Source organism: Methylobacterium sp. Leaf123, assembly GCF_001423405.1.
Classification (GTDB): Bacteria; Pseudomonadota; Alphaproteobacteria; order Rhizobiales; family Beijerinckiaceae; genus Methylobacterium.
On record NZ_LMNS01000007.1, the window covers coordinates 46882 to 68745 of the forward strand.

At 65.8% G+C, this 21864-nt stretch carries 19 protein-coding genes and 1 pseudogene; 6 read left to right on the top strand and 14 right to left on the bottom strand.

Features of this window, described 5'->3' with window-relative positions; genetic code table 11:
• Positions 1-13 precede the first annotated feature (13 nt).
• Both ASF53_RS07645 and ASF53_RS07650 read right to left on the bottom strand, forming a co-directional pair.
• A complete protein-coding gene (locus tag ASF53_RS07645) occupies positions 14-865 on the bottom strand; it encodes a glycoside hydrolase family 16 protein (protein ID WP_056196461.1) in 852 nt (283 codons plus the stop codon).
• Entirely contained in the window at positions 862-2034 is a 1173-nt protein-coding gene (locus ASF53_RS07650; RefSeq protein WP_286134209.1) for a glycosyltransferase, read from the bottom strand. Before ASF53_RS07650 ends, ASF53_RS07645 begins: the two co-directional genes overlap by 4 nt.
• A 344-nt stretch (positions 2035-2378) precedes the next feature.
• Between ASF53_RS07650 and ASF53_RS07655 the strand changes: the two genes are divergently transcribed.
• Positions 2379-3977, top strand: a complete 1599-nt coding sequence (locus tag ASF53_RS07655) for an oligosaccharide flippase family protein (RefSeq protein ID WP_056196465.1) — start codon at positions 2379-2381, stop codon at positions 3975-3977.
• 133 nt (positions 3978-4110) lie between these two features.
• Positions 4111-4752: a class I SAM-dependent methyltransferase gene (locus ASF53_RS07660; RefSeq protein WP_056196468.1), complete on the top strand. Its 642-nt coding sequence runs from the start codon at positions 4111-4113 to the stop codon at positions 4750-4752.
• A gap of 28 nt (positions 4753-4780) precedes the next feature.
• Here ASF53_RS07660 and ASF53_RS07665 read toward each other — a convergent pair whose 3' ends face one another.
• From ASF53_RS07665 to ASF53_RS07675, 3 genes are all read right to left on the bottom strand, one after another.
• Positions 4781-5083, bottom strand: coding sequence for a hypothetical protein (locus ASF53_RS07665; RefSeq protein ID WP_056196471.1), 303 nt, complete (start codon positions 5081-5083; stop codon positions 4781-4783).
• A 329-nt stretch (positions 5084-5412) separates the two neighbouring features.
• Positions 5413-5598 (bottom strand): hypothetical protein, encoded by a 186-nt coding sequence (locus ASF53_RS07670; RefSeq protein WP_056196474.1) that lies wholly within the window; start codon positions 5596-5598, stop codon positions 5413-5415.
• Between the two features lie 90 nt (positions 5599-5688).
• Positions 5689-7149: a family 16 glycosylhydrolase gene (locus tag ASF53_RS07675; protein ID WP_056196478.1), complete on the bottom strand. Its 1461-nt coding sequence runs from the start codon at positions 7147-7149 to the stop codon at positions 5689-5691.
• Between the two features lie 586 nt (positions 7150-7735).
• Here ASF53_RS07675 and ASF53_RS24790 point away from each other — a divergent pair.
• Positions 7736-8575 (top strand): FkbM family methyltransferase, encoded by an 840-nt coding sequence (locus ASF53_RS24790; protein ID WP_082482554.1) that lies wholly within the window; start codon positions 7736-7738, stop codon positions 8573-8575.
• A gap of 164 nt (positions 8576-8739) precedes the next feature.
• Here the strand turns inward: ASF53_RS24790 and ASF53_RS07685 are convergent, their stop codons facing one another.
• Together ASF53_RS07685 and ASF53_RS24795 are read right to left on the bottom strand one after the other, a co-directional pair.
• A complete protein-coding gene (locus ASF53_RS07685) occupies positions 8740-10182 on the bottom strand; it encodes a mannose-1-phosphate guanylyltransferase/mannose-6-phosphate isomerase (RefSeq protein WP_056196484.1) in 1443 nt (480 codons plus the stop codon).
• A gap of 237 nt (positions 10183-10419) precedes the next feature.
• Positions 10420-10851 (bottom strand): response regulator, encoded by a 432-nt coding sequence (locus ASF53_RS24795; RefSeq protein ID WP_082482556.1) that lies wholly within the window; start codon positions 10849-10851, stop codon positions 10420-10422.
• Between the two features lie 191 nt (positions 10852-11042).
• Here ASF53_RS24795 and ASF53_RS25600 point away from each other — a divergent pair, with 191 nt between their 5' ends.
• From ASF53_RS25600 to ASF53_RS07705, 3 genes are all read left to right on the top strand, one after another.
• On the top strand, positions 11043-11219 hold the full coding sequence (locus ASF53_RS25600; protein ID WP_156635430.1) for an alpha/beta fold hydrolase: 177 nt from the start codon (positions 11043-11045) through the stop codon (positions 11217-11219).
• Between the two features lie 235 nt (positions 11220-11454).
• Complete coding sequence (locus tag ASF53_RS07700) at positions 11455-12060, top strand: TetR-like C-terminal domain-containing protein (protein ID WP_156635432.1); 606 nt, start codon at positions 11455-11457, stop codon at positions 12058-12060.
• 140 nt (positions 12061-12200) lie between these two features.
• Positions 12201-13568 (top strand): serine hydrolase domain-containing protein, encoded by a 1368-nt coding sequence (locus tag ASF53_RS07705; protein WP_056196497.1) that lies wholly within the window; start codon positions 12201-12203, stop codon positions 13566-13568.
• Between the two features lie 169 nt (positions 13569-13737).
• Here the strand turns inward: ASF53_RS07705 and ASF53_RS07710 are convergent, their stop codons facing one another.
• The 7 genes and pseudogenes from ASF53_RS07710 to ASF53_RS07740 form a co-directional block, all read right to left on the bottom strand.
• Positions 13738-14445: a calcium-binding protein gene (locus ASF53_RS07710; RefSeq protein WP_056196500.1), complete on the bottom strand. Its 708-nt coding sequence runs from the start codon at positions 14443-14445 to the stop codon at positions 13738-13740.
• Positions 14445-15299, bottom strand: coding sequence for an SGNH/GDSL hydrolase family protein (locus ASF53_RS07715; protein WP_056196504.1), 855 nt, complete (start codon positions 15297-15299; stop codon positions 14445-14447). The genes ASF53_RS07710 and ASF53_RS07715 overlap by 1 nt, the downstream gene beginning before the upstream one ends.
• Before the next feature lie 97 nt (positions 15300-15396).
• Positions 15397-17059, bottom strand: a pseudogene (locus ASF53_RS07720) (AMP-binding protein).
• 221 nt (positions 17060-17280) lie between these two features.
• Positions 17281-19104 carry a DUF1302 domain-containing protein gene (locus ASF53_RS07725; protein WP_162242219.1) on the bottom strand — a complete coding sequence of 608 codons (1824 nt, stop codon included), beginning with the start codon at positions 19102-19104 and terminating at the stop codon, positions 17281-17283.
• Positions 19105-19385: 281 nt separating this feature from the next.
• Positions 19386-20495: an alpha/beta hydrolase gene (locus ASF53_RS07730; protein ID WP_200943183.1), complete on the bottom strand. Its 1110-nt coding sequence runs from the start codon at positions 20493-20495 to the stop codon at positions 19386-19388.
• A 690-nt stretch (positions 20496-21185) separates the two neighbouring features.
• Complete coding sequence (locus tag ASF53_RS07735) at positions 21186-21485, bottom strand: hypothetical protein (protein WP_056196521.1); 300 nt, start codon at positions 21483-21485, stop codon at positions 21186-21188.
• Between the two features lie 28 nt (positions 21486-21513).
• Positions 21514-21795, bottom strand: coding sequence for a hypothetical protein (locus ASF53_RS07740; protein ID WP_056196523.1), 282 nt, complete (start codon positions 21793-21795; stop codon positions 21514-21516).
• Positions 21796-21864 lie beyond the last annotated feature (69 nt).

Consider the following 21864-nt stretch of genomic DNA (forward strand, 5'->3'; position numbering starts at 1 on the left):
CCCTCGCGCACCGTCAATGCGCCGGGCAACGTGCCGCCCGACCCTCGGGGTCCGGGGCGTAGACGTGCACATAATCGACGAGGAGCACCGAGGGATTGGGCGTCCTGTCGATCGGAAAGCCGGAACCCAGGGCGAGGTTGACCAGGGGGAACAGGGGCTTGTCGAGTTCGGGCGGCGTGGCACGCCGCCAGACCGGCTTGCGGTCGAGATAGTAGGTGATGGTCTCGGGCGTCACCCGCACGCCGTAGGTGTGGAAGGCGTCGAGGAGCGAGCCGGCCGGCACCGGGATCTTCTGCACCGTGTTGGTGGTGCGCTTCTTGTCCTCGCCCTTGTACCAGACATGCAGCGCCGCCGAGTAGGCCGCATCCGAGTGGCCGTAATATTCGATCACGTCGATCTCGATGCTCGGGGTCTTGTCGCTGTTCGGGCGCTGCGTGCCGAGCCAGAAGGCGGGCCAAGTGCCCGGCCCCGGCGGAAGACGCATGCGCGCCTCGAAGTAGCCGTAGCGCAGGCCGAACCCCGCCCCCGTCCCGTCCGAGGCGGCGAGCAGGCCGGAGCGCCATTGGCCCGCCTCGTTCCGCCGCGCGGTGATGTGGAGGATGCCGTCCTTGATCGAGAAGGGGCCGGCCGGTGCGTCGTCGACGAAGCGGGCATCGCCGAAATCGCCGTTCCAGGGCGTGTGGGAGATCCAGCGTGTCCCGTTCAGCACCCGCGGGCTGACGCTGAGGCGGTCGAATTCCTCCGTGAAGACCGGCTTGTAGGCGCAGAGGTCGAGCGCCTCGTCGGCCGCCGCCGGCCGGAGGCCGAGTTGGGTGGCGGCCAGGGCGATCAGGACGCGCGCGGCGCGCAGGGTCGGAGCCTTCATCGGTTGAGCATCTCCCGGCTGATATCGACGTGGCGGCGGATGTAGGTTTCGGCCCCGATTCCGGCCTCGATCATGCGCGCCTGCGCCCGTTGGGCGCGGGCGTGGGCCGCCTCGGGATCGGCCGAGACCTCCAGGAGCGCTGCCCCGAGGGCGGCCGGATCGCCCGGCGGCACGTAGCCGACGGCATCGGCGCCGAAATAGTCCTCGAGCCCTCCGGCGGCGGTCGCCACCACGGGCAGGCCAGCGAGCACCGCCTCCTGGATGACCGTGATGCCGCTGGCGTGGCGATTGGGCTTCAAGGGCACGCAGACCACGCTCGCCTCGGCGAGATGCGCGGCGAGCTCGGCATTGGTGCGGGCGCGGGTGACACGCAGGTTCGGCCGCCCACGCGCGAGCCGGCGCGGCGCCGTGCCCGACAGGATGACCGCCGAGGCCTCCGGCAAACGGTCGAGTGCCGCGACGAGGCAGGCCCAGTCGCGGTGCCGGTCGCTGCCGATCGCCAGGATGCGCAGCGGCCTGCCGGATCGTCGAACCGGCACCGCGACGCGCTCGGAGGGAATGCCGAAGGGCACATGCATCACCCGCTTGCCGGGAAACAGCGCCCGGGCGACCGCGAGGTTCTCGGTGGAATGGACCGTGAGCACGTCCACATGCCGGATCAGGCGGCGATAGAGCATCCGGTGGAACGGATTGAGGCGCTCCCACCGGTCGAACAGCCACACGCTCTGCCCGATCAGTTTCGGCCGCTCGGCCCGGACGGCGTGGACGGCGGCCACCGCGAGGAACTGCGATTCGGTATGCGTCCAGACCACCTCGGCCTCGGCGAGCGCCCGGCCCTGGCGCAGGGCGTGCAGCAGGTCGAAGCCCAGAAGGACGCGAAGCCCGAGCCGCAGGAATCGCGCCGCCGGATTCTCGCGATGGGCCCGCGCGAAGGCGAGCGTGCAGCCCATTCGCTCGGCGCGACCGTAGCCGTAGGGCGTCTCCTCGTTGACGCCGACTAGGGTGCCCGCCTGCCAGGCGCGGCGCCAGGCCACCGCATCCTTGTCGGCCGCCAAGTGGACGAAGACGCGCAGCGGGCGGGCGGCACAGGATCCCCCGGTGCGGTCCGCTTCGGCAACGAGGGGCTCCTGCGCATCCGCCTGCAACAGCACACCTGCCTGAATGTGCACGGTCCTTGTGGATCAGCGGCGCCCGGCACGGTACGCCTGCCTGCAAAATCACCCGCGGACGGCCCGCGGCCGGACTTGTGCATGGATTTTGCAATGCATCATCGGCGGGAAGCCGCTAGGATGCAAGGCATGCCGGACAAGATGTCGTCAGCATGAGCAATCATCGATCAAGTCGCTGCGTATCCGGCCCTTGTCGAGAAGCGGACAGAATCAGGTTGTTATGCAAGCCTAGGCTTCATGATGCCGAACAGAACTGAACTTCGTCGAGTCGCTTGCAGTATCGTGCGACTGCGAACGATCCCGCGCATCCGGAAATCGGGTTCAGCGAGAGGGTGCGCTTCAGGATGAAGGTCGAGAGCGAGCATCCCCCAAATCGCGGCACGGCGTCTGATCCGGAACGGGTCCTGCCGTCGGAGGCCCTCGCCCCGCTTCCGGAGCCCGCCGCCCAGGCGGTCCCGGATCCGGCCCTGATCGCGGAGCAGGCGCAGGTGCTGGCGGCCGCGCCGCCGCCGGGCAGCGGCTCCCGCACGCTCGCGGTGAACGTGCTGGCCGGGGGCGGCGTGAACCTCGTGAAGATCGGCCTGCAACTGGTGATGCTGCCGCTGATGGCGCATCTGCTCGGCCCCGTCGAGTTCGGCGTCTACGCCCTGGCGCTGCCCACGATCGCGTTCTTCATGACCCTTGCCGATGGCGGCCTCGGCGCCTCCCTCGCCCGCGAGCCGACGCGCTCGAACGAGATCTGGTCGACCGCCTTCTGGCTGGTCCTGATGGTCGGGGTCGGCCTCACACTCACCGTGGCCGGGTCGGGGCTGATCCTGGCGCGGGTCTCGCGCGAGCCGCGGGTCGCGGATGTGATGGCGCTGCTCTCGGTCAGCTTCCTCTTCGTCACCGTTTCGGTGCTGCCCTACGCCCGGCTGACGCGGGAGCGCCGGCTCGCGGCGATCTCGGGGGCGGATCTCGCCGGCAACCTGCTCGGCGCGGCGGTCGCCGTGGTGCTCGCCCTAAAGGGCGCGGGCGCGATGAGCCTCGCCGCGCAGTACGTCACCCTTTATTTCGTGCGCGGCTGCATCCTGAACCTTATCGCCTTCGTGCGGCCGAGCTTCATCTTCCGGCCCTCGATGCTCAAGGCGCATGTCTCCACCGGCAGCGCACTGGTCAGCAGCCGTCTCGTCGATTTCGCCGGCCGCCTGGTGGAGAACCTGATCTTCGGTCGCAGCTTCGGGCCTGCGGCTCTCGGAACCTTCACCTTCGCCAACCAAGTGCCGCGCTTCGTCTGCGAGGCGGCATCGGGCCCGCTCTGGGGCGCCCTCTACGCCCATGCGCTGCGCGAGGACGACGCGCATCTCGCGTGCCTGCATGCCAAGCTCGTGCACATCCTCAGCCTCCTCCTGGCGCCGGTGGCCTTTCTCACGGCCGCCGTCGTGCCCGGATTGATCCTGCGGATCCTCGGGCCCGACTGGAACGACGCCGCCACGATCCTGAGCATCCTGATCCCGTTCTACGCGCTGAACGCGGTGGCGCATCAGAGCGGCGCCCTCCTGCTCGCCAAGGGGGCGGGCTGGATGGTGTTTCGCCTCTCGCTTCTGCTCGTCGTCGCGCGGGTGGCCGCGGTGCTGCCCGGCCCGTGGCTCGGGCCGTTCGGCGTCGCCTGGGGCATCGGCGTCGCGCAGGTTCTCTTCACCGCGTTGATGCTGCGGGCGCCCGGCCGGATCGGCCTGTCGCCGACCGGACCGCTGCTGCGGGCGATACTGGCGCCCACACTCGCAGGGCTCGCCGCCGGTCTTGCCTGCCACCTCATCGTGCAGGGCGCTCCCACCGAAATCCCGCGCGTCGCCCTCGGGCTCGTCGCCGGTCTCGCCGGCTACCTCGTCGTCCTGTTCCTCCTCGAGGGCGCGCGCCTTCGGGAGGATCTCGTCGGCCTGCGCCGCCTGATCCGCCGATGAGGAGCCGGGCCTCTCACTGCCGGGATCGCTCGCCGCGCGGACAGGAAGCCGCGGGCGTCGTGCAAGGATCCAGGGGTTGGCTCCGCCGCGGCGGGCGCGACCGGCCCCGTCGTGTCAAAAGGATTCGTCCAGGATGATCATCGCCCCCCTTCTCGACGCCATCTGGCAGCGGCCCGCGCTTTGGGAGAAACTGCGCGGGGCGATCCGCGGCCTGGGCTACGACACCACCGACTGGGTCCGCTCGGCGATGTACCGCGACTGCTTCGCCTTCATCCAATCGCTCGGGCCGGAGACGCTCGACGTGCTGGAAATCTCCGGCGGCAATCAGTGGACGCGCGATCTCGCCTTCAAGAGCTACGAGAACACCGAGTATCCGGGCTTCGACATCTGCGCCGAGACGCTGCCGCGCCAATTCGACCTGATCATCGCCGATCAGGTGTTCGAACATCTGCCCTGGCCCTACCGAGCTGGCCGGAACGTCTGGTCCATGCTCAAGCCCGGCGGGCACCTCGTCATCGCGACGCCCTTCCTCGTGCGCATCCACCGGGTGCCGATCGACTGCTCGCGCTGGACCCCGGACGGGCTGAGCTACCTCTTGCAGGAATGCGGCTTCGCGGCGGAGGACATTCGCGCCCAGGCCTGGGGGAATCGTGCCTGCCTCGTGGGCAATCTCCGCACATGGCGCAAGCGCGGCTTCTTCGGCTCGCTCGCCAACGAGCCCGATTATCCCGTCATGGTGTGGGCCTTCGCCCGCAAGGCGCCGGACGCACCCTGACCGGCGGAGGGTGCCCGCCGCGCGGCCGTCAGTCGTGTTTGATGTGCAGATCGCCCTTCTCAACCGGGCGCAGATCCTTCTTGAACAGGAGGCGCGCAAGGTGCCGGGCGAGCACGAGCGCTAACAGGCCGACGAAATAGCCGACCTGCAGGGCCACGAAACCGCCGGCCAGCACCCCCGCGCCGAAGGTGTCGCTGCCGGTCAGCGCATTCATCAGGGCGAGGAAAGCGACGATCCCCAGGGCGGTCAGGACGAAGCCGATCACGGAGACGTAGCGGGCGCACACGCCTCCAAAGAGGGCAAAGAGCGCCCAAATCGTGATCGTTCCCATCACTTGCTCTCCGTTTCCCGGCGTAACCCGGCCGTGGCCCAACGCCACGATGCCGACCCACGCCCGCGGACGGTCCGATGACTAGGCCCTATCGCGCCGCGATAATGACGACCACCCATGAATAAATCTTTCCCGCTCCGAAGCGACGGCTCTTCGGAGGGTGATCAGAACAGATATGGGGGATTTGTCGTGCCGCAAATCGACCTGGCACACCGGAATGCTTGGTCGCACCGGGCCGGGAAGCGCATCACGTCGAGAACGATGATCCCGACGCGTCGCGGGTTGCCAGGAAATGGCAGGGCGGCCCTCGGCCGCCGGCGCGCGAAAGGTCAGGGACGGTGAGCGGGACGCACGACGCGGCGCACGAACCGGCCCGTGAAAGCTTGGCAGAGGCGATACGGCAGGCTGTAGAGGTCCAGGGCGCCCACGAACAGGATCGCCACGGTCGTCAGCAGGAGCCCCGGCTCCTCCTCAGGTTCGGCGCGGTCGTACCAGAGCGGGTCGCGATTCTGCACGGAAAGGCTCCTCGTCCGACGCCGTCACTGCGCGCGTCGTAAAGGATTCCTTTACCATGAGTCGTGCCAACCGGCGCTGCCCCCGAGCGATTACAGGAGCAGCCCCTCGGCCGTGAGGATCTTCACGTCGAGGAGATCGATCGCGAAGTCGGGCAGCTTGTCCCCGTTGACGTCGCCCGAGAGGACCCCCTTCTCGAAGCGGAGCTGGCCGGGGGCGCTGAATGCCCCGGACCCGATGAAGGCGAAATGCTGCTCACCCGCCAAGAGCGCGTTGGCGTCGATCTGCGAGAGGTCGATGCGGTCGCCTTGCGCCGCAGAGAAACCGACGATGGTGTCGCGCCCCGAAACCGGCGAGTCGGTGACCGTCTGGAACACGAACCGGTCGGCGCCGGCATCGCCGTAGAGGCGGTCGGCCCCGGCGCCGCCGATCAGGACGTCGTCGCCGTTCTGGCCGGCCAGCCGGTCATCCCCGGCACCGCCGAGCAGCACATCGTTGCCGGCCCCGCCGAAGATGCGGTCGTTGCCGCCCAGGCCCGACAGCACGTTGGCGCCGTCGTTCCCGTAGAGCTCGTTGGCGAGCCCGTTCCCGGTCGCGCTGATGTCGGTCTTGCCCAGCAGAACGATTTTCTCGACGTTGTCGGGCAGCGCGTAGGATACGCTGCTGCGGACCGTGTCGTTGCCGCCCTTGGCGCTCTCGACGATCCGGGTGTTCGCATCGGTGACGATATGGGTGTCGTCGCCGTCCGTCCCCTTGAGCAGCGGTCCCTGCGGCTGCGTGCTTATCGGCCGGGCCTCGTAGGCGCGAAAGTAGTCCACGTAGAGTGAGGCGTCCGTCAGGTCGGGATCGATCGCCCAGCCGCCGCCAGCCGCGAGGTTGATCATGAACATCGGATCGGTATCGAGGGTGGCCGGCGTCGCCTTCGTCCAGAAGGCATGATCATCGAAGTAGAACGTCATCCGCTCAGGCGTGATCTCCACGCCGTAGGTGTGCCAGCCCGACGACACGACGCCGGCCCCCGGATTGGCGCGGGCGTAATCGCTGGTATGGCCTTCCAGGGTCTTGCCCGCCCAGTCCCAGTCGTGCACCACACTCGAATACTGCGTCGGCATCGCGGTGCCGTAGTTCTCCATGACGTCCACTTCGACGACATGGTCGCGCGTGTCGGACAGCCGCTCCGATTCGAGCGACCAGAAGGCCGACCAGACGCCCTTCCCGTCCGGGAGCCAGAGGCGGGCCTCGTAGTAGCCGTAAGCGTCGCCGTCGCGCACGGTCCGGCTGGTGCCGTCCGGGAAGGTGTTGGAGATCAGACCGCTCTGCAACTGCCCGTTCGCGTCGCGGGTCATGTGGATGCGCAGAGCCGTCTCGCCGCCCTTCTCGACGATGGAGAAGGGTGCGTTGCTGGCATTGGCGGGCACGAAGCGCGCCCCGCCGAAGGCGCCGCCCCAGGCTTGCCCGCTATACCAGTTCGCATCCGCCGTCCGGTTCGCGGAGACGCTGAGGTTACTGAACTCGTCTGCGTAAACCAGAGCGTATCCTGACGGGGCCGGCATCGTCCGCTCCTCAATGATCGGATGTCTTGTGCAATATATTCGTCAGAGGCTTGGCGGTTCGCTGATAAGAAAATCTGAATCCGCCCCGATTCGAGGGCGAAATGTGCGGAAAACGATCGGCGCTTCGGGGAATGGTTTCTTAGAGATCAACGAAACATCATGATTTCGTTCTGCCCGCAGCAGGCTCTACAGCAGCGCCGGACCCGGGCGGCCCCTGCACGCCGTCGCCGGCGAACGGCCGGGTCATCGCGGCGCCGGGCCGAGGAAAAGCGCCCGCATCTGCGCTCGATGGCATCCCAGGGGGCTGACCGAGCGCCGCCTTGATGCATCGAATGGCGAAGCCCGTTTTCTGGGCAATGCGCAGAGGCGCCCGCCTCGACAGGCTAATACATTCCGGCAACGACCAATCGCAACGATTTGCCTGCCGTATCGAGGCTATCCGCCCCTCCGCTGCAAAGAAAATTCACGCTGAATGGCATCCCGCCCAACCAGAAACTCCGCCTGAAAACGGGCCGTTCTGGCGAAAACACTGGATTGGTCCGGGAATTGCTGCGGATGAACGAGGATTCATAGGAGAATAGTCTTCATGGGTGAGCGATCCTACAAGGTTGGCAGAAACGTGTCTCGATGGCTCGGTGCCGTGGAGTGTTTAGGTCTCCCGACCGCTTCCCGGCTCTTGTATGATGCATATTCCGGTATTTCGAAGAAAAACCATTACGAAATCAGCGTTCCTGGGTTGAGCCAATCGATTCACATCAGGAGAAAATCCACCGATATCAATGTTTTCATGCAGATATTTGCTATGGGCGAGTACGCCCTCGACAGTTTTGCTCAGTCATCCGGAATTTTCGAGCGTTACAACCATCTCGTAAGCCTTGGCGTAAGCCCATTGATTATCGATTGCGGCGCCAATTCCGGCATGGCTACGCTGTGGTGGCGCAAGATGTTCCCGCTCGCACGGATCGTTGCGATCGAAGCCGCCGCGGACAATTTCGAGGCGCTCAAAAAAAACACGCGCGGCGATTCAGCGATCAAATGTGTTCATGCCGCCGTCTGGAGCCATAAGACGACAGTCAAACTGGACAATCCCGCCGACGATATGTGGGCCTTCCGCTTTTCGGAACAGAGCACCCCGTCGTCCGAGGTTGCGTCGGGTCTCACCAACACGGTGACGATTCCGGAGATCGTGGAAGAGGAAGCCGCCTGGGAGAGCCTGCTGCTCGTGAAGATCGATATCGAGGGCGGTGAGAGGCAGCTTTTTTCCGAAAACACCGAATGGATCGGCCGCGTGCCGCTCATCATCATCGAAACGCACGACTCGTTACAGCCCTATGACAAAACCAGCCTGAACTTCTTCAGGGCCGTGTCGGCTTACGATTTCGAGGTGTGTTTTTCCGGAGAGAACGCGTTCGTCTATTTGTCATAGAATCGCCGGTCCCGCTGGCCCGGCCGATCCGACGGCAACCGCTGGGCCAGCGCGCCTCCCGTCCCACGGCGATCGAGCCGGGGCCGGGGCGGGCGCAGGCCTGATCGACAGGGACCGGCGCTCGCGAGCGGTGGCGTTTCCGTTGGGGCCTCTGGGCGCGGGTCTCAGCGCCCGTAGATGTCCTCGACGCGGATGATGTCGTCCTCGCCGGTATAGGAGCCGACCTGCACCTCGATCAGCTCCAGTGGGATCTTTCCGGGATTGGTCAGGCGGTGCATCGAGCCGATCGGCAGGTAGACCGCCTCGTTCTCGTGGACCAGCACCACGCGCTCATCGACCGTGACCTCGGCGGTGCCCTTCACCACCACCCAGTGCTCGGCCCGATGGTAATGCTTCTGCAGCGAGAGCCGGCCGCCCGGCGTGACCATGATGCGCTTGACCTGGAAGCGCTCGCCGATGTCGATGCGCTGATACCAGCCCCAGGGCCGATACATCCGCAGATGCGCATCGGCCTCCGGATGCGCCTTCGCCCGCAACTGCCCGACCAGTTCCTTCACCCGACCCGATTGCGCCTTGGAGGCGACCAGCACGGCGTCGGGCGTCGTCACCACCACCACGTCCTCAAGGCCGACCACCGTGGTCAGGCCCCCACTCGCGCTGTGCACGAGGCTGTTTCGCGTGCCGATCAGCTCGACTCGGCCTCGCAACGCGTTGCCCTCCGCGTCGCGTTCCAGAACACCCCAGACCGCGTCCCAGGTGCCGACATCCGACCAAGCGAAGGAGACGGGCAGCACACCGGCCCGGCCTGTCCGCTCCATCACCGCATAATCGATCGAAATCTTCGGGACCTGCCCGAAGGCCTGCGAATTGAGGCGCACGAAGTCGAGATCGGTCGTCGCTGTCTCGAGCGCCACGCGGGCCCCCGCCAGCACATCCGGGGCGAAGGTGTCGAGTTCGGCGATCATCACATCGGCTCGGAACAGGAAGTAGCCGGAGTTCCACAGCGCGCCCTCGGCGATGAGCCGTTCGGCACCGTCGGCATCCGGCTTCTCGACGAAGCGCTCGACCGCGCAGGCACCTCGGGCGCCCCCCTCCGCCTCTGGCAGGGGCGTGCCGCGGCGGATGTAGCCGTAATCCGTGGCAGCGCGGGTCGGTTCGATGCCCAGTGTCATGGTGTAGCCGGCGCGTGCTCCCTGGGCCGCCGTTTCGACGGCCCGACGGAATGCCTCGGCGTCGTCGATGACGTGATCGGCGGCCATGATGAGCACAATCGCCTGCGGATCGGTCCGGGCGCTGTGGAGAGCCGCGACCGCCACGGCCGCGGCCGAGTCGCGCCCCTGCGGTTCGAGGATGATGTCGGCAGACAGCCCCGCCTGCGCGAGCTGTTCGGCAACGATGAAACGGGACTCGGCCGCCGCGATCACGATGGGCCGGGCGAACAGGCCGGGCTCGGCGACGCGGCGCGCAGTCGCTTGGAAGGTGGATTGCTCCGGATCGACAAGGCGGGCGAACTGCTTGGGCATGCTCTCGCGCGATGCCGGCCACAGCCGCGTACCCGATCCGCCGCACAGGATCACAGGGCGGATGAGAGAAGAAGACTCGCGCACGTGATCACGTTCCCTTCGATTGGGCCGCTTCGCCGGCCGGTCTCGCTCTGAAAACACTTACTGCAATAAATATCCACATTGGAGTAATTTCACCTCAACTGGACATGCATAATTCCAATATTGAAACCGCGCATGCCGCGCAATAAAAGATGGCAACCTTCTAGACACGACATGCGCCGCCCCGGCAGAAGCAATTCTCGACAGTCGCGCAACATTGAAGATATACCGTATAAAACGCTACGCCTTTCGATGAGCCGCCTCCAAGCATTCACGGACGACACCCCCCAAAATATTCAAATCGACGGGTTTTGCGAGAAACCAAGCCCCCAGAGCGATATCCCCATGCCGGGGCTGGCTCTGCGCCGAGGTGATGAGGAGGGCGAGGTGCGGGAACTCTATGCTGGCGATCCGCGTGAGCTCGTATCCATCGACGCAGCCCGGCGTAATCACGTCCGTAATCAGCGCCTGCACATCAGGCGTCGTGCGAAGACATGTGAGAGCATCATCGCAGGTTGGGACGGAAATCACATGAAAGCCCTCGCGAGACAGCGCGGCGCAGAGTGTTGCGCGGATGGCCGTCTCATCCTCTGCAACGACGACAAGAGGACGTTCGGTGCCGCCTGATCCGCCGTGAGGGATGGACCGAACCTGCGAAGGGATGTGGGTCACGCTCGAACGTCACCGCCTCGTCAAAGGGCAAGCCATGGCTGGCCGGCATGCCGTGATGTCAGCCGCCTGAAGCTAAGCATTCGTCATGCCATGTATGCTCGTCGCTACGCCGCGCCCGGCGGGATTCACTTCATCGCGCCCTGCCTCGGGATGCCGCCCTCGCGGCCTCGTTCGCCGGGAGGAAGCTCGCAATGCCCGTGCTGGCCGTGGCGGGACGCCAGAGCGTCGCGGGCCGGCTCGGCAGCGCCTTGAGGGATCGAGCGGAGCACTTGAGCGAGGTGCTTGTCGAAGAATGCGGGCATTTCGTTGCGGAAGAGGCGCCCGGTCCGTTCCATGAAGCCCTCAGCCGCTTCCTGCCCGCTGCGTAGCTCCGGAGCCGATCCGCATCGCGGCGTGCCTAAGTGGGGCGCTTCGCACAACGAGAAGACCCCGGCGATTCGACGTCGGGGTCACGACGTCGCCCAAAGCCGTCCTGCCCCCAAACTGACTTCCCTCATTCCTCGTCACGACCTAGAATGATGTTCAACGAGCCGACAGAAGTCCAAAGGCTGCATCGATGCTGTAGGTTGCAGGTTCGGTCAGTGTGACGATGAAAGATGTCCTGTGTCCGCGCCAGCAAAGATGACCGGGCGAAGCAGACCCTCCAGCGAGTCCGTCTTTCCCCGGCTGATCGATGCGGGTATTGCCATCGTGCGGCAGGGTGATCCTGCGGAATTGACGATCGAGCGCGTTTGCCAAGTGGCCAACGTGTCCCGCGCAACGTTCTATCGCAGGTGGAATACGATCACGCCGATCCTCGAGGGGATCGTGACGAAGCTTCTGATCGAGGCCAATCCGCAGATCGAATATGCCGGCGATTTGCGAACCGATATGTTGCGGTGCGCGCATGGCATCGCCGGATTGCTGAGTGACCCGGCGATCGCCGCGCTCTTCCGCCACCTGTTTGCGGCCTCCACGACCAACGAGGATCTCCGACACGCCGCGCAAGCGCTCGACAGGCGCCGCAACGCTCCGCTCATCGCGCTTCTGAGCGAAGCCCAACGCACCGGGCGGGTCACGTCCCGCTGCCGCCCCGATTACATCGCCTATCAGGTGTTCGGCCCGATCTGGCACCGCACGCTGCTCCTCCAATTCCCCCCGACCGACGATTTCATCGAAGCTGTGGTGGACACGGTTCTGGCGTCGATCCTGCCCGTCGATCCCGCATAGAAACACTATTGTTTCGATCACAGATCTGCGTGATGATACCCGCGAAGAATGGTGCGGGGGACAGGGCACATGACGGCGACCGAATATGATCGTCTCAGTCTGATCGCGGGCGGGGTCGCGCTCTATCCGGCGGCGATGTGATGGCACCTCTCTCTCCGTCGCACAGCCGAACGCTGGCGGTCGCCGCCCTCGTCTCCGTGACCCTGGCCGGCTGCAGCGAGCGGCCCGGCCTCCTGCAGAAGCTGTGGGTCGGAACGGCCTATTCGGCCAAGACGGTTTGCTCGGGCATGTTCGTGGCCGGACGGACCGCCGAGGCCGTCGCGGCGCAGGATCTCCATCCGATCTCGTGGCTGACACGGTTGATGCGCATCTCGGCGGATCAACGGGCCAAGACGGCGACGGTGACATTCCTCGGATTGGCCGAGCATACGGCCGCTTATCGCCCCGGCATCGGTTGCGCGCTCGTTCTGGAGACCGACCGACGCGCGGCCACGGACATTCCCGCCGTCACGGCCGTGCGGGCGGACGAATCCGCGATCGATCCGGCCGTGCAGCACGCCGTGGAGGCTGCATGGGGCAGCCGCACCGACGACACCCGCGCCATCGTCGTGATGCACCGCGGCCGCATCGTCGCGGAGCGCTATGCGCCGGAATTCTCGGCCGATACGCCCTTTCTGGGCTGGTCGATGAGCAAGAGCGTCACGGCTGCGGTCGCCGGCCTGGCACTCGCGGATGGCCGGGTCTCGCTTGACGAGCCCGTCGCGGCGCCCGAATGGCCGCAGGGCGACCCACGCCGCGGGATCACCGTCCGCCACCTGTTGCAGATGACCAGCGGCCTCTCCTTCGGCGAGACTTACACCGCCGGAAACGACAGCACCCGGATGCTGTTCGCCGCCGACGACATGGCCGGCTTCGCAGCCGGCAAGCCGCTGGTGGCGAGCCCCGGCGAGCGCTGGTCCTATTCCTCGGGCTCGACCAACATCCTGGCGCGCTTCCTGACCGACCGCCTCGGCGGGTCGCAGGCGGCGCAGCGCTACATGCACGAACGGCTCTTTGCCCCCGCCGGGATGACCCGCGCAACCTTCGAGGAAGATACCAGCGGCACACCGGTCGGCAGCTCGTACATTTACGCGACGGCACGGGACTGGGCACAGTTCGGCCAACTCTTCCTGGCGCGCGGGCGGGTCGGATCGAGCGAGGTGCTGCCGACGGCCTGGATCGACTTCGTTTGCGCGCCTGTCGGTGCGGCCGATGCGAGCGGCAATTACGGCGGCAGCTTCTGGCTGAACGGGCGCGACAGCGACGGGGTCGGCCGTCGCTTCCCGCACCTACCCGCGGACGCCTATTTCGCCCAGGGGCATAACGGTCAAGTGGTCGGCATCTTCCCCTCACACGAGGCCGTGATCGTGCGGCTCGGATGGACGCCTGAGGGTCTGAAGTTCGGCATCGATGCGTCGATGGCTGCGATTCTGGCGGCCCTGCCGCAAGATGGCAGAAAGCCCGACTGACGGCGTCCTCCAAGCGGTGCGCCCCGCGTCATGACGCGGAGCACCCGACCACCGACGTTCGAAGAGAGGGCATCCAGCGTGCGTGCACGGCGGGTGCCCTCGGACGTCAGGCGGGTTCGGGACGACAATTCTCCGCCCTCACGAGGAGCCCGAACCTCGCTCGCGGCGATCAGACGAAATTCCAAAGCTCGGCCTCGGTCAGGCGCGCCTGCATGCCGTCGGATACCGACGCGATCTCTTTCGGATGTTCATCGTATCCGATGAATTCGATATGATCGATGTTCTTTGCCTCGACTCCAAGCTTGTCCAGAATCGACGCATTGCTGATTCCGAAGAAGTCATTGAACTTCGTCTTGGCCAGCAAGCCGCTTTCGACCCTGAGAAACAGGGTGTCGTATCCGTTCCCCCCGTCGAAGATGTCGAGGTCGTCGCTGACCCCGCCCATCAACGAGGGCTGCGTGAACAGGAAGATGTCGTTCCCGTCGCCGCCCTGCGCTCGGTCCGATCCGTCTCCATCGATGATGAAGTCGTTGCCCCTGCCGCCATACAGGACGTCGTCACCGCTGCCGCCCGCGATGAGGTCGTCGCCTTCGCGGCCCAGAATGACATCGTTGCCGCTGCCGCCCGAGAGCAGGTCCGATCCCTCGCCGCCATCAACGAAGTCGTCGCCCCGTCCGGCCAGCACCACGTCATCGCCGCGCGCGACTCGGATGACGTCGTCGCCGCCACGACCGAAGACCAAGTCGTCGTCCGCGGTCAGGGTGTACACGTCGCCATCATCGCCGCCGACGGTCACGGTCGAGGTCAGCGACTCCGCTTGGAAGACCGCCATGATTTCCTGGAACGGGGCGGTCGTATGGACCTCGTCCATGAACATCACCTGATCCTTGGGATGTCCCATGAACCGGCATGCCGCATCGGGATGAGAGCGCTGCCGATCCCATCATAGAGCGGCTCGGTCGCAGTCTGGAAAGCATAGGTGGAGAGATCGTCCCGCACTTCGTCGAAGATGAGCCCCATATCCACGATGCGCAGATCGTGGTCATCGGGAAGGGCATCGGCGAATGAGCGGAAGCTGGTGTTGATCTTCTCGGAGAGGATATCGCCGAAGCTGGCAACGTCCGCTCCCTCCCCCTGGATGTGCGGGAAGATCCCGCCGGGCGGCAGCAGGTTGAGAATGACCGTGCCGATGCCGTTGTCGAACAGCATCTTCACATCCTCGAACATGGCCTGCGTCAAGGTTGCGACGAAGCTGTCCATTTGCTGCATCGCTTCGTCGAGGCCGACGCGATTGTAGAGCGCAAGGATGTCGTTGAGGCCCGCGAAGATGGAAACGCCGATCTCGGAACGGTCCATCGACTCGGTCGCATCGAGCAGCCGCCCGACCTGACCTTCGAGATCCATCGTGGTCTCCAGAGCCTCACGCCGCTTGCCCCAGGACAAGTCCGTCAGGATCTCGTTGGTTTTTGAGCCGAGAAAGCGTTCGACAACCGTCTCGTTCGGAATGACCTGCGCGCCGCCGACCGCGAAGTTCAGATCTCGCCCACCTTCCACACCGAGCAAGTCCGGAACCTGATCGGCATAGACGGGACCGTTCGAGAACTGCTTGGCATAAGGGGGTGAGACGGGCAGACCGATCCCGATCGCGATCGAGGTCAACCTGTATAGTTCCCCGGAATCGGTCGTCGAATCGCCGAGATAGGCGAGTGCCTTGAATCCAAGCCTGCTCATGACTGTTCCCCGACGCTAGTTGCTCACCAAATGAAATCTGAATGCTTTCGTGCTTTTTCCTGATACATTCAGGAGATCGCGTTATATGGCGTGCGAATTATCCATTTTCGCGCAGGGCGCGGCGTAGAACCTTGCCGACATTGGTTTTCGGCAGGCTCTCATGGATCACGATCTTGCGCGGCACCTTGTAACCGGTGAGCTGCGTGCGGGCGTGGCTGCGGATCGTCTCGGCCGTGACCGCGTCGTCGCGCAGCACCACATGCGCCGTCACCATCTCGCCCGCATCCGGACAGGGTACGCCCACCACCGCGCATTCGAGCACCGCCGGATGGGCGGCGAGCACGTCTTCGACCTCGTTGGGGTAGACGTTGAAGCCGGAGACGAGGATCATGTCCTTCATCCGGTCGACGATGCGCACCTGCCCGTCCGCCCGCATCACCGCCACGTCGCCGGTGCGGAAGAAGCCGTCGGCGGTCATCACCTTCGCGGTCTCGTCCGGCCGGTTCCAGTAGCCGGCCATGACCTGGGGACCGCGCACGCAGATCTCGCCCGCCTCCCCGGTCGGCACCGGCCTCCCGTCCGCGTCGCGGATCGAGACCTCGGTGGAGGGCACGGGATAGCCGATCGTGCCGGACCACGCGTCCAGACCGCAGGGGTTGACGCACACCACCGGCGAGGTCTCGGACAGGCCGTAGCCCTCGATGATCGTCGCGCCCGTAATCGCCTTCCAGCGGTTTGCGACCGCCTTCTGCACGGCCATGCCGCCGCCGACCACGAAGTCGAGGCGCGAGAAGTCGAGCTTTGCAAAGCCCGGATGATTGTTGAGCAGGTTGAACAGCGTGTTCACCCCGGACATGTGGGTGAAGCGGTGTCGGCTCAGCGTCTTGACGAAGCCGTCCGCGTCGCGCGGGTTGGGGATCAGCAGGCAGGTGCCGCCGGTGCGGACGAACAGCAGGAAGCAGCAGGTGAGCGCGAAGATGTGGTAGAGCGGCAGCGCTGTCACCATCACGCGCACCGGCCCGTCGCTGTCGCGCATCCCGAACCACGTCTGCGACTGCGCCACGTTGGACATGATGTTGCGGTGGGTCAGCATCGCGGCCTTGGCCACGCCGGTGGTGCCGCCGGTATATTGCAGGAAGGCGAGATCCTCCGGGGCCACCGGCACGCGGGTCAGGGGCAGGCGGCGCCCCGTTCTCAGGGCGGCGGCGAAGCGCGTCACGCGCCCCGGCGGCAAACGGTAGGCCGGCACCACCTTCCGGACATGGCGCGCCACGAGATTGACGAGCGCGCCCTTCGCACCGAGCCCGTCGCCGGGCCCTGCGACGACGATGCGGTCGAGGCCGAGACCGGGCAGGGCATCGGCCACGGTCGCGGCAAAGTTCTCCAGCACGATGAGGGTGCGGGCGCCGGAATCGTTGATCTGTGCGGCGAGTTCGCGGGGCGTGTAGAGCGGATTGATGTTGACGACGGTGGCGCCGACGGTGAGGGCGCCGAAGAGCGCGACCGGGTAGGCCGGCACGTTCGGCATCATGATCGCGACCCGGTCCCCCCTTGGCAACCCCTTGCGCCTGGAGCCAGGCGGCGAAGGCGCGGGCCAGGGCGCCGAGCCGGGCGTAACCGAGGCCGGCGCCGAAGCAGATCAGCGCGGTGCGCCCGGCGAAGCGGGCGGTGCTGGCCTCGAACATCTCGACCAGCGTTCCGACTTCCTCGACATCGATCGCGCCCGGCATGCCGGGCGGATAGGAAGCCAGCCAGGGCATGGCCGCCCTCTGTTGCTCGATCACGGCGTCCTCCGGACTCGTTTTTCTTCGATTTGGGGTGCGCCGTCGGTCTATCTTCGTGCCGGCGGCGCGCTGGCCTTGGGCCGCCTGGCGCTTGGTCGTGCGGCGAGCGGGTGGAGGGCCCGCCCCCGCGGCCGCTCCCCCGATCCGGGGAGAGCGGCGCTTGGACGGCGACGGGCGATGATCGGCAGAGCCGGGACTCAGAACTTGTAGGACAAGGATGCCAGGACGAAATCTCGATCCGAGAGTACGTCGGCCCTGTAGTTGTCCGTCACGCTGAAGACGCCGGTGATGTTGGCGATCATCCGTTCGGTCAACGCGATGTCGACGCTGGCACGAAGTCTGACGAGCCCCTGGGAGAACAGGCCGTAGGGGTAGGGAGCGAACCCTTTGACATCGTGCTGGAGTCCGAAGGACGGCGCGATGCTGGGAAGCCCGACGACGTCCTTGTAGACGATGCGGCTGAGCAGCCTGTAGCCGTACGAGAAGGGCGTCGCGATCCCGTTGGCGACACCGGCCCTGGGGGAGGTGAAGGCCGGATCGAGCGGGATCGACGTGGAGGAGGGATCGTAGCCGTGGACGTACAGGCCGCCGAACTCCGCGCCCGCGAACCAGGCGGACGCCCCGAGGATCGGAGGCAGCACCTGATCGACGCCCACGCCGAACTGGGACAGGTCGTAGGGCTTCGAGATTTCAAGGTCCCGGCCGAAGAACTGAGCGAAGTTCGTGGCCGATATCCCACCCATATTTCGTACGAACGCGTTGGCGTTCGCTCTGGCGAGCGAGCCCTGGCAGGCCGCCGAGCCGACATTGACACCGCAGGTGGCGCCGACCGCCGCCGTGAGCGATGCACCGCGGATCGTCAACTGGTCGTCGAACTGGAGCGGCTGGCCCAGATGCGCGTTGTATTCCATACGCACGCGGGTCGTTTGCGACACATTCGAGCGAAACGACATGCCGAGCAGGCCGATGTCGCCGTTGAATTGTCTGAAGAACCTCGATCCGCCGAAAAAATTCGACGCCGTCTGCCCTCGCAGATCGCCGAGGGTGCCGGACGTGACGCCGATATTGCCGATGACGTCGGTGTAGTTCGCGGCGATGAAATTGAAGCTGGCTTTGGCAGGCCCGCCGAATTCGGGCGTCTGCACGTTGATGCCGAAGTTCCGCAGCCGGCCCTCGACGCGGTCGGCGCTGCGCGCCACGGCCGAGCCAAAGGGCGTGAGCGGTGTGACGAGCGATTGTCCCCGGTCGGGCATGAGCCCGGTCAGGTTCAGGACGCGCCCGCCCGAGCATTGATAGTCGTTCACCGCCGTGAAGAATCCACACGGTGAGAGTTCGGTGGGCGCGAAGTCGAACTTGTAGAACGCCTCGAAGCCCCAGTCTCCGGGCCGCTTCATCGACACGCTCAGCATCGGCATCGCGCGGAGCGAGTCTTCCAATCCTGCGCCCGCCAGGAAGATCCGGCTGGCGATCTGAGGATTGATGATCTGCGCGCCAAGGGCGAACGACGTCACGTTCCAGCGCAGGAACTGGTTTCCGAGGCGGATGGAAATGGGCAGGTCGGGCGTGCCGACCTTCACCCCGACCCAGCCGTCGTTCAGATATCCGCCCCATCCGAGTTCGCGATGAACCTGGGGGGAGATGAACGTCGTTCCATTCGAATTGACGTAATTGGCGTAGTAGACGCCGTCGAGCTTGGCCTCCCACGGCCCGTGAGCCCATGTCAGGGCGCTTCGACCGCGAAAGCCGGCAAGCGCGAGCCCGGGATCGAAGTTCCGAGTTCCGTCATCGGAGTTCGCACTCGTCGCCGTCCCCCCGTTCGAGATGGCGACCAGACTCGGATCGAACGGGGACGTGCGAAACAACCCGCCGACCGACAGGGTCGAGGTGAGCGCGAAGCCGTCGAGGGCGAAGGTCGGCGGGGGCGGCGGGGTGCCGGGGGCCGGACGTCCCGGAAGAACGGCGGCTTGTTCGGGCGCCGGGTCGACCTTCAGGAAGGCCTGCCCGAACGACTTCTCGGGCAAAGTACTCAACGCGACGAGTCCGAGCGCGAGACGCGATAGATGCTTCATGATTGCCCCCGTACTTTCGTCAACTTGGATAAATCGAATGTCTTTCTTGTTGTTTTTCTTGATACGAGCGTGCTTTGCGCGATGACCCGGCCTGAGGGGGAAACAGGGTTTCCGCGCCGCGCCCCACCTCCGCCTCAGGCCGCGCCACGCTGAGGATCGGCGGCCGTGATCTCTCGCGGGATCGCCGGCATCGCCCCGCCCTGCCAGATCGGGGCGTGCGGCGTCGGGAGCCTTCAGCCGGGCAGGTCCGCGCAGTTGGACGGGGCGGGTTTGCCGGCCATGAGGTCTTGGGCGAAGGCGAGCGCATCGGGCAGCGACGCGGCGAAGGCGCCCGAATGATCGAGATCCGGATACAGGCGGACGCTGATAGTCGCTCCGGCTGCACAGCTGTCGCGCGCGAGTTGCATCTGCGCGAGCGGCGAAACATCCGCATCCTTCCCGCCGATGCCGAGGAAGACGGGAACGTCCGGCCGCAGCGTCGGATAGCGCATCACCGTCAGGAGACGCGGAACCGCCGCCGCGAGCCCGGCCCGGTTGAGCGTATTGGCCGGGGTCAGTTGCGCGAAGCGGATGTCCGCCTGGGCGGCCGCGATACAGGAGCCGCCCACCGCCGCCATGACCGGCTGCGCGGCCTCGGAGAACAGGCGCTTGGCCTCGGCCGGATCGCCCAACGTCAAGGCCAGGTAGAAGTGATAGGCGATCGTCGGATCGACCTTGTCGGACTGGTTTTTTGCGATGGATGCCAGGAGGGCCAGCGTGATGTAGGGTGTACCCGTCGCCACCGCACCAGCAAGCGCGAGTTCCGGGGCATAAGCCGCACGATAGGCCGCTGCCGCGAAGGCCGCCCCGCCGCCCTGCGACTGGCCGATCACGACGGATCGGGCCCCGAGCCGCGGTTCGGCCGCCTTGACGGCTCGGATGCTGTCGAGGACGCTGTAGGCTTCCGGCCGGAGCTGATTATAGGGGTGGGTCCCCGGCGTGCCGAGCCCCTGATAATCGGTCGCGACGATCGCGAATCCCTTGCGAAGCCATTCGTTGAGATAGGCGTTGTCGCGGTAGCTGCGGCCGGCCCAGGAGGGCGCGCAGATATCCGCGATGCCGACCGTGCCGTGCGCCCAGGCGATGAGCGGCCACCCGCCCTCCGGCGGGTTTCCCTTCGGCAGGAACAGCGCGCCGGAAACCGCAACGAGGCCTTCCCTGGTGACGCCGTCGGTCGAGGTGTAGAGGATGCGGCGCTGCTCGCTGGCCTCCGACAGGCCCTGTTCCGGGGCGAGTGCCTCGCTGCGCAGGAGCGTCCCCGGACGACCGGCCAATCGCTCCGTCCAAGTGTAGAAGGAGGACACCCGGCCGTCCCCGAAACCGGTTTCCGCATTCGGCGGGACGGCATTCTGCGCTGACAGGGGCGTCGCGAGCGTGGCGGTGAGCAGCAATGTGACGGAGCGAAGACAGCGAGCGATCCGCCGCGACGCAGGACTATTGTAAAGCATCAAACGGAATCCTTCACTGCTCTCTATGAATGAAAGGGAGTGGATTACCGGAACGCATCAAGGAGCGCCTGCATCCGAAAGTGATGCACTGACGACGAGCAGCAGTTTATCTTCAGTTTTTACAATGTAACCGCATGTTTTACTTTTTAACAGAGTAACTTATATGTAATAATACTATCAGACTTTAATATACTTGACACTTAACTACACCACGAAGTCGCGCTGCATATCAATACAAATATTCTGCATGTATATTATATAGATTACAGAAATGGCGCCATCTCGAAACTATAACGGCCAGATTCACCTTTCGATTGCTTACAGGCTTCGCCTCGCTTCCTAGAAATTCAGTACTTAAAAGGAGCATGCCGCATCTCGGAAATCGAAACAACAGTGTATCGATCGAGCCGGCTAAAAATGCGCATTAAATGTTAGTCCGGGGTTTGGACGTGAACCGACCGGGTGGATTCGCGCCGAGGTCTGAGGGGGATGCGGCATGCTCGCCACCGCCCGCTCGTCCGCTGGCGGGGACGCCTGCCCTGCCGATCACGTCATCGCGGCGGACAGGATGGCCTCCTCACGAGCCTCGGCCGCGTCGAAGGTGGCGACGACGCAGCTGGCCCGCGCGACGACGATGCGGTCCGATAGGCTCAGCACCTCGGGAAGGTAGGACGAGATTGCCGGCACCGCCGTCCCGTCGCTCGCGGCGGCCCGCAGGGCGGCGTGGATTTTGGCACGGGCGCCGACATCGACGCCCCGGGTCGGCTGGTCGGCGAGGATCACGTCGGGGACCTGCGCCAGGGCGCGGGCGAGCACCACCTTCGGCTGGTTGCCACCCGAGAACATGCCGAGCCGCCCTTCGCGTCGATGGCGGTCACCCGCCGCGCGTCGAGCCAGGGGCGGCCATGCGGGCGCGGGCCTGCCGCCGTGGATACAGGAAGCGGCGGCCGTGCCGGGTCGCCAGGATGCCGAGCACGATGCGCTCCACGGCCGATAGGCTCCCGAACAGCCCCTCGATCGTGCGGTCCTCGGTCACGTAGAGCAGCGCGGCCCGCACCGCCTGCCCCGCCTGCGTGAAGGAGACCGGGCGGACGTTCAGCCGGATCGCGCCACCGCCGCGGCAAGGGGCGTGATGGGGGGCGTCGCGCCCGACCACGTGCTTGGCCGTATGGTTTGCGCGCGAGACCCGAGGGCCGGGCCTCGCGCGTGGTGCTCTCCGATTGGA

Coding starts and splice junctions, on each gene's coding strand:
- ASF53_RS07645 (WP_056196461.1), bottom strand. CDS start 865: ATGAAGGCTCCGACCCTGCGCGCCGCGCGCGTCCTGATCGCCCTGGCC.
- ASF53_RS07655 (WP_056196465.1), top strand. CDS start 2,379: ATGAAGGTCGAGAGCGAGCATCCCCCAAATCGCGGCACGGCGTCTGAT.
- ASF53_RS07660 (WP_056196468.1), top strand. CDS start 4,111: ATGATCATCGCCCCCCTTCTCGACGCCATCTGGCAGCGGCCCGCGCTT.
- ASF53_RS07665 (WP_056196471.1), bottom strand. CDS start 5,083: ATGGGAACGATCACGATTTGGGCGCTCTTTGCCCTCTTTGGAGGCGTG.
- ASF53_RS07675 (WP_056196478.1), bottom strand. CDS start 7,149: ATGCCGGCCCCGTCAGGATACGCTCTGGTTTACGCAGACGAGTTCAGT.
- ASF53_RS24790 (WP_082482554.1), top strand. CDS start 7,736: ATGGGTGAGCGATCCTACAAGGTTGGCAGAAACGTGTCTCGATGGCTC.
- ASF53_RS25600 (WP_156635430.1), top strand. CDS start 11,043: ATGCCCGTGCTGGCCGTGGCGGGACGCCAGAGCGTCGCGGGCCGGCTC.
- ASF53_RS07705 (WP_056196497.1), top strand. CDS start 12,201: ATGGCACCTCTCTCTCCGTCGCACAGCCGAACGCTGGCGGTCGCCGCC.
- ASF53_RS07710 (WP_056196500.1), bottom strand. CDS start 14,445: ATGTTCATGGACGAGGTCCATACGACCGCCCCGTTCCAGGAAATCATG.
- ASF53_RS07715 (WP_056196504.1), bottom strand. CDS start 15,299: ATGAGCAGGCTTGGATTCAAGGCACTCGCCTATCTCGGCGATTCGACG.
- ASF53_RS07735 (WP_056196521.1), bottom strand. CDS start 21,485: ATGTTCTCGGGTGGCAACCAGCCGAAGGTGGTGCTCGCCCGCGCCCTG.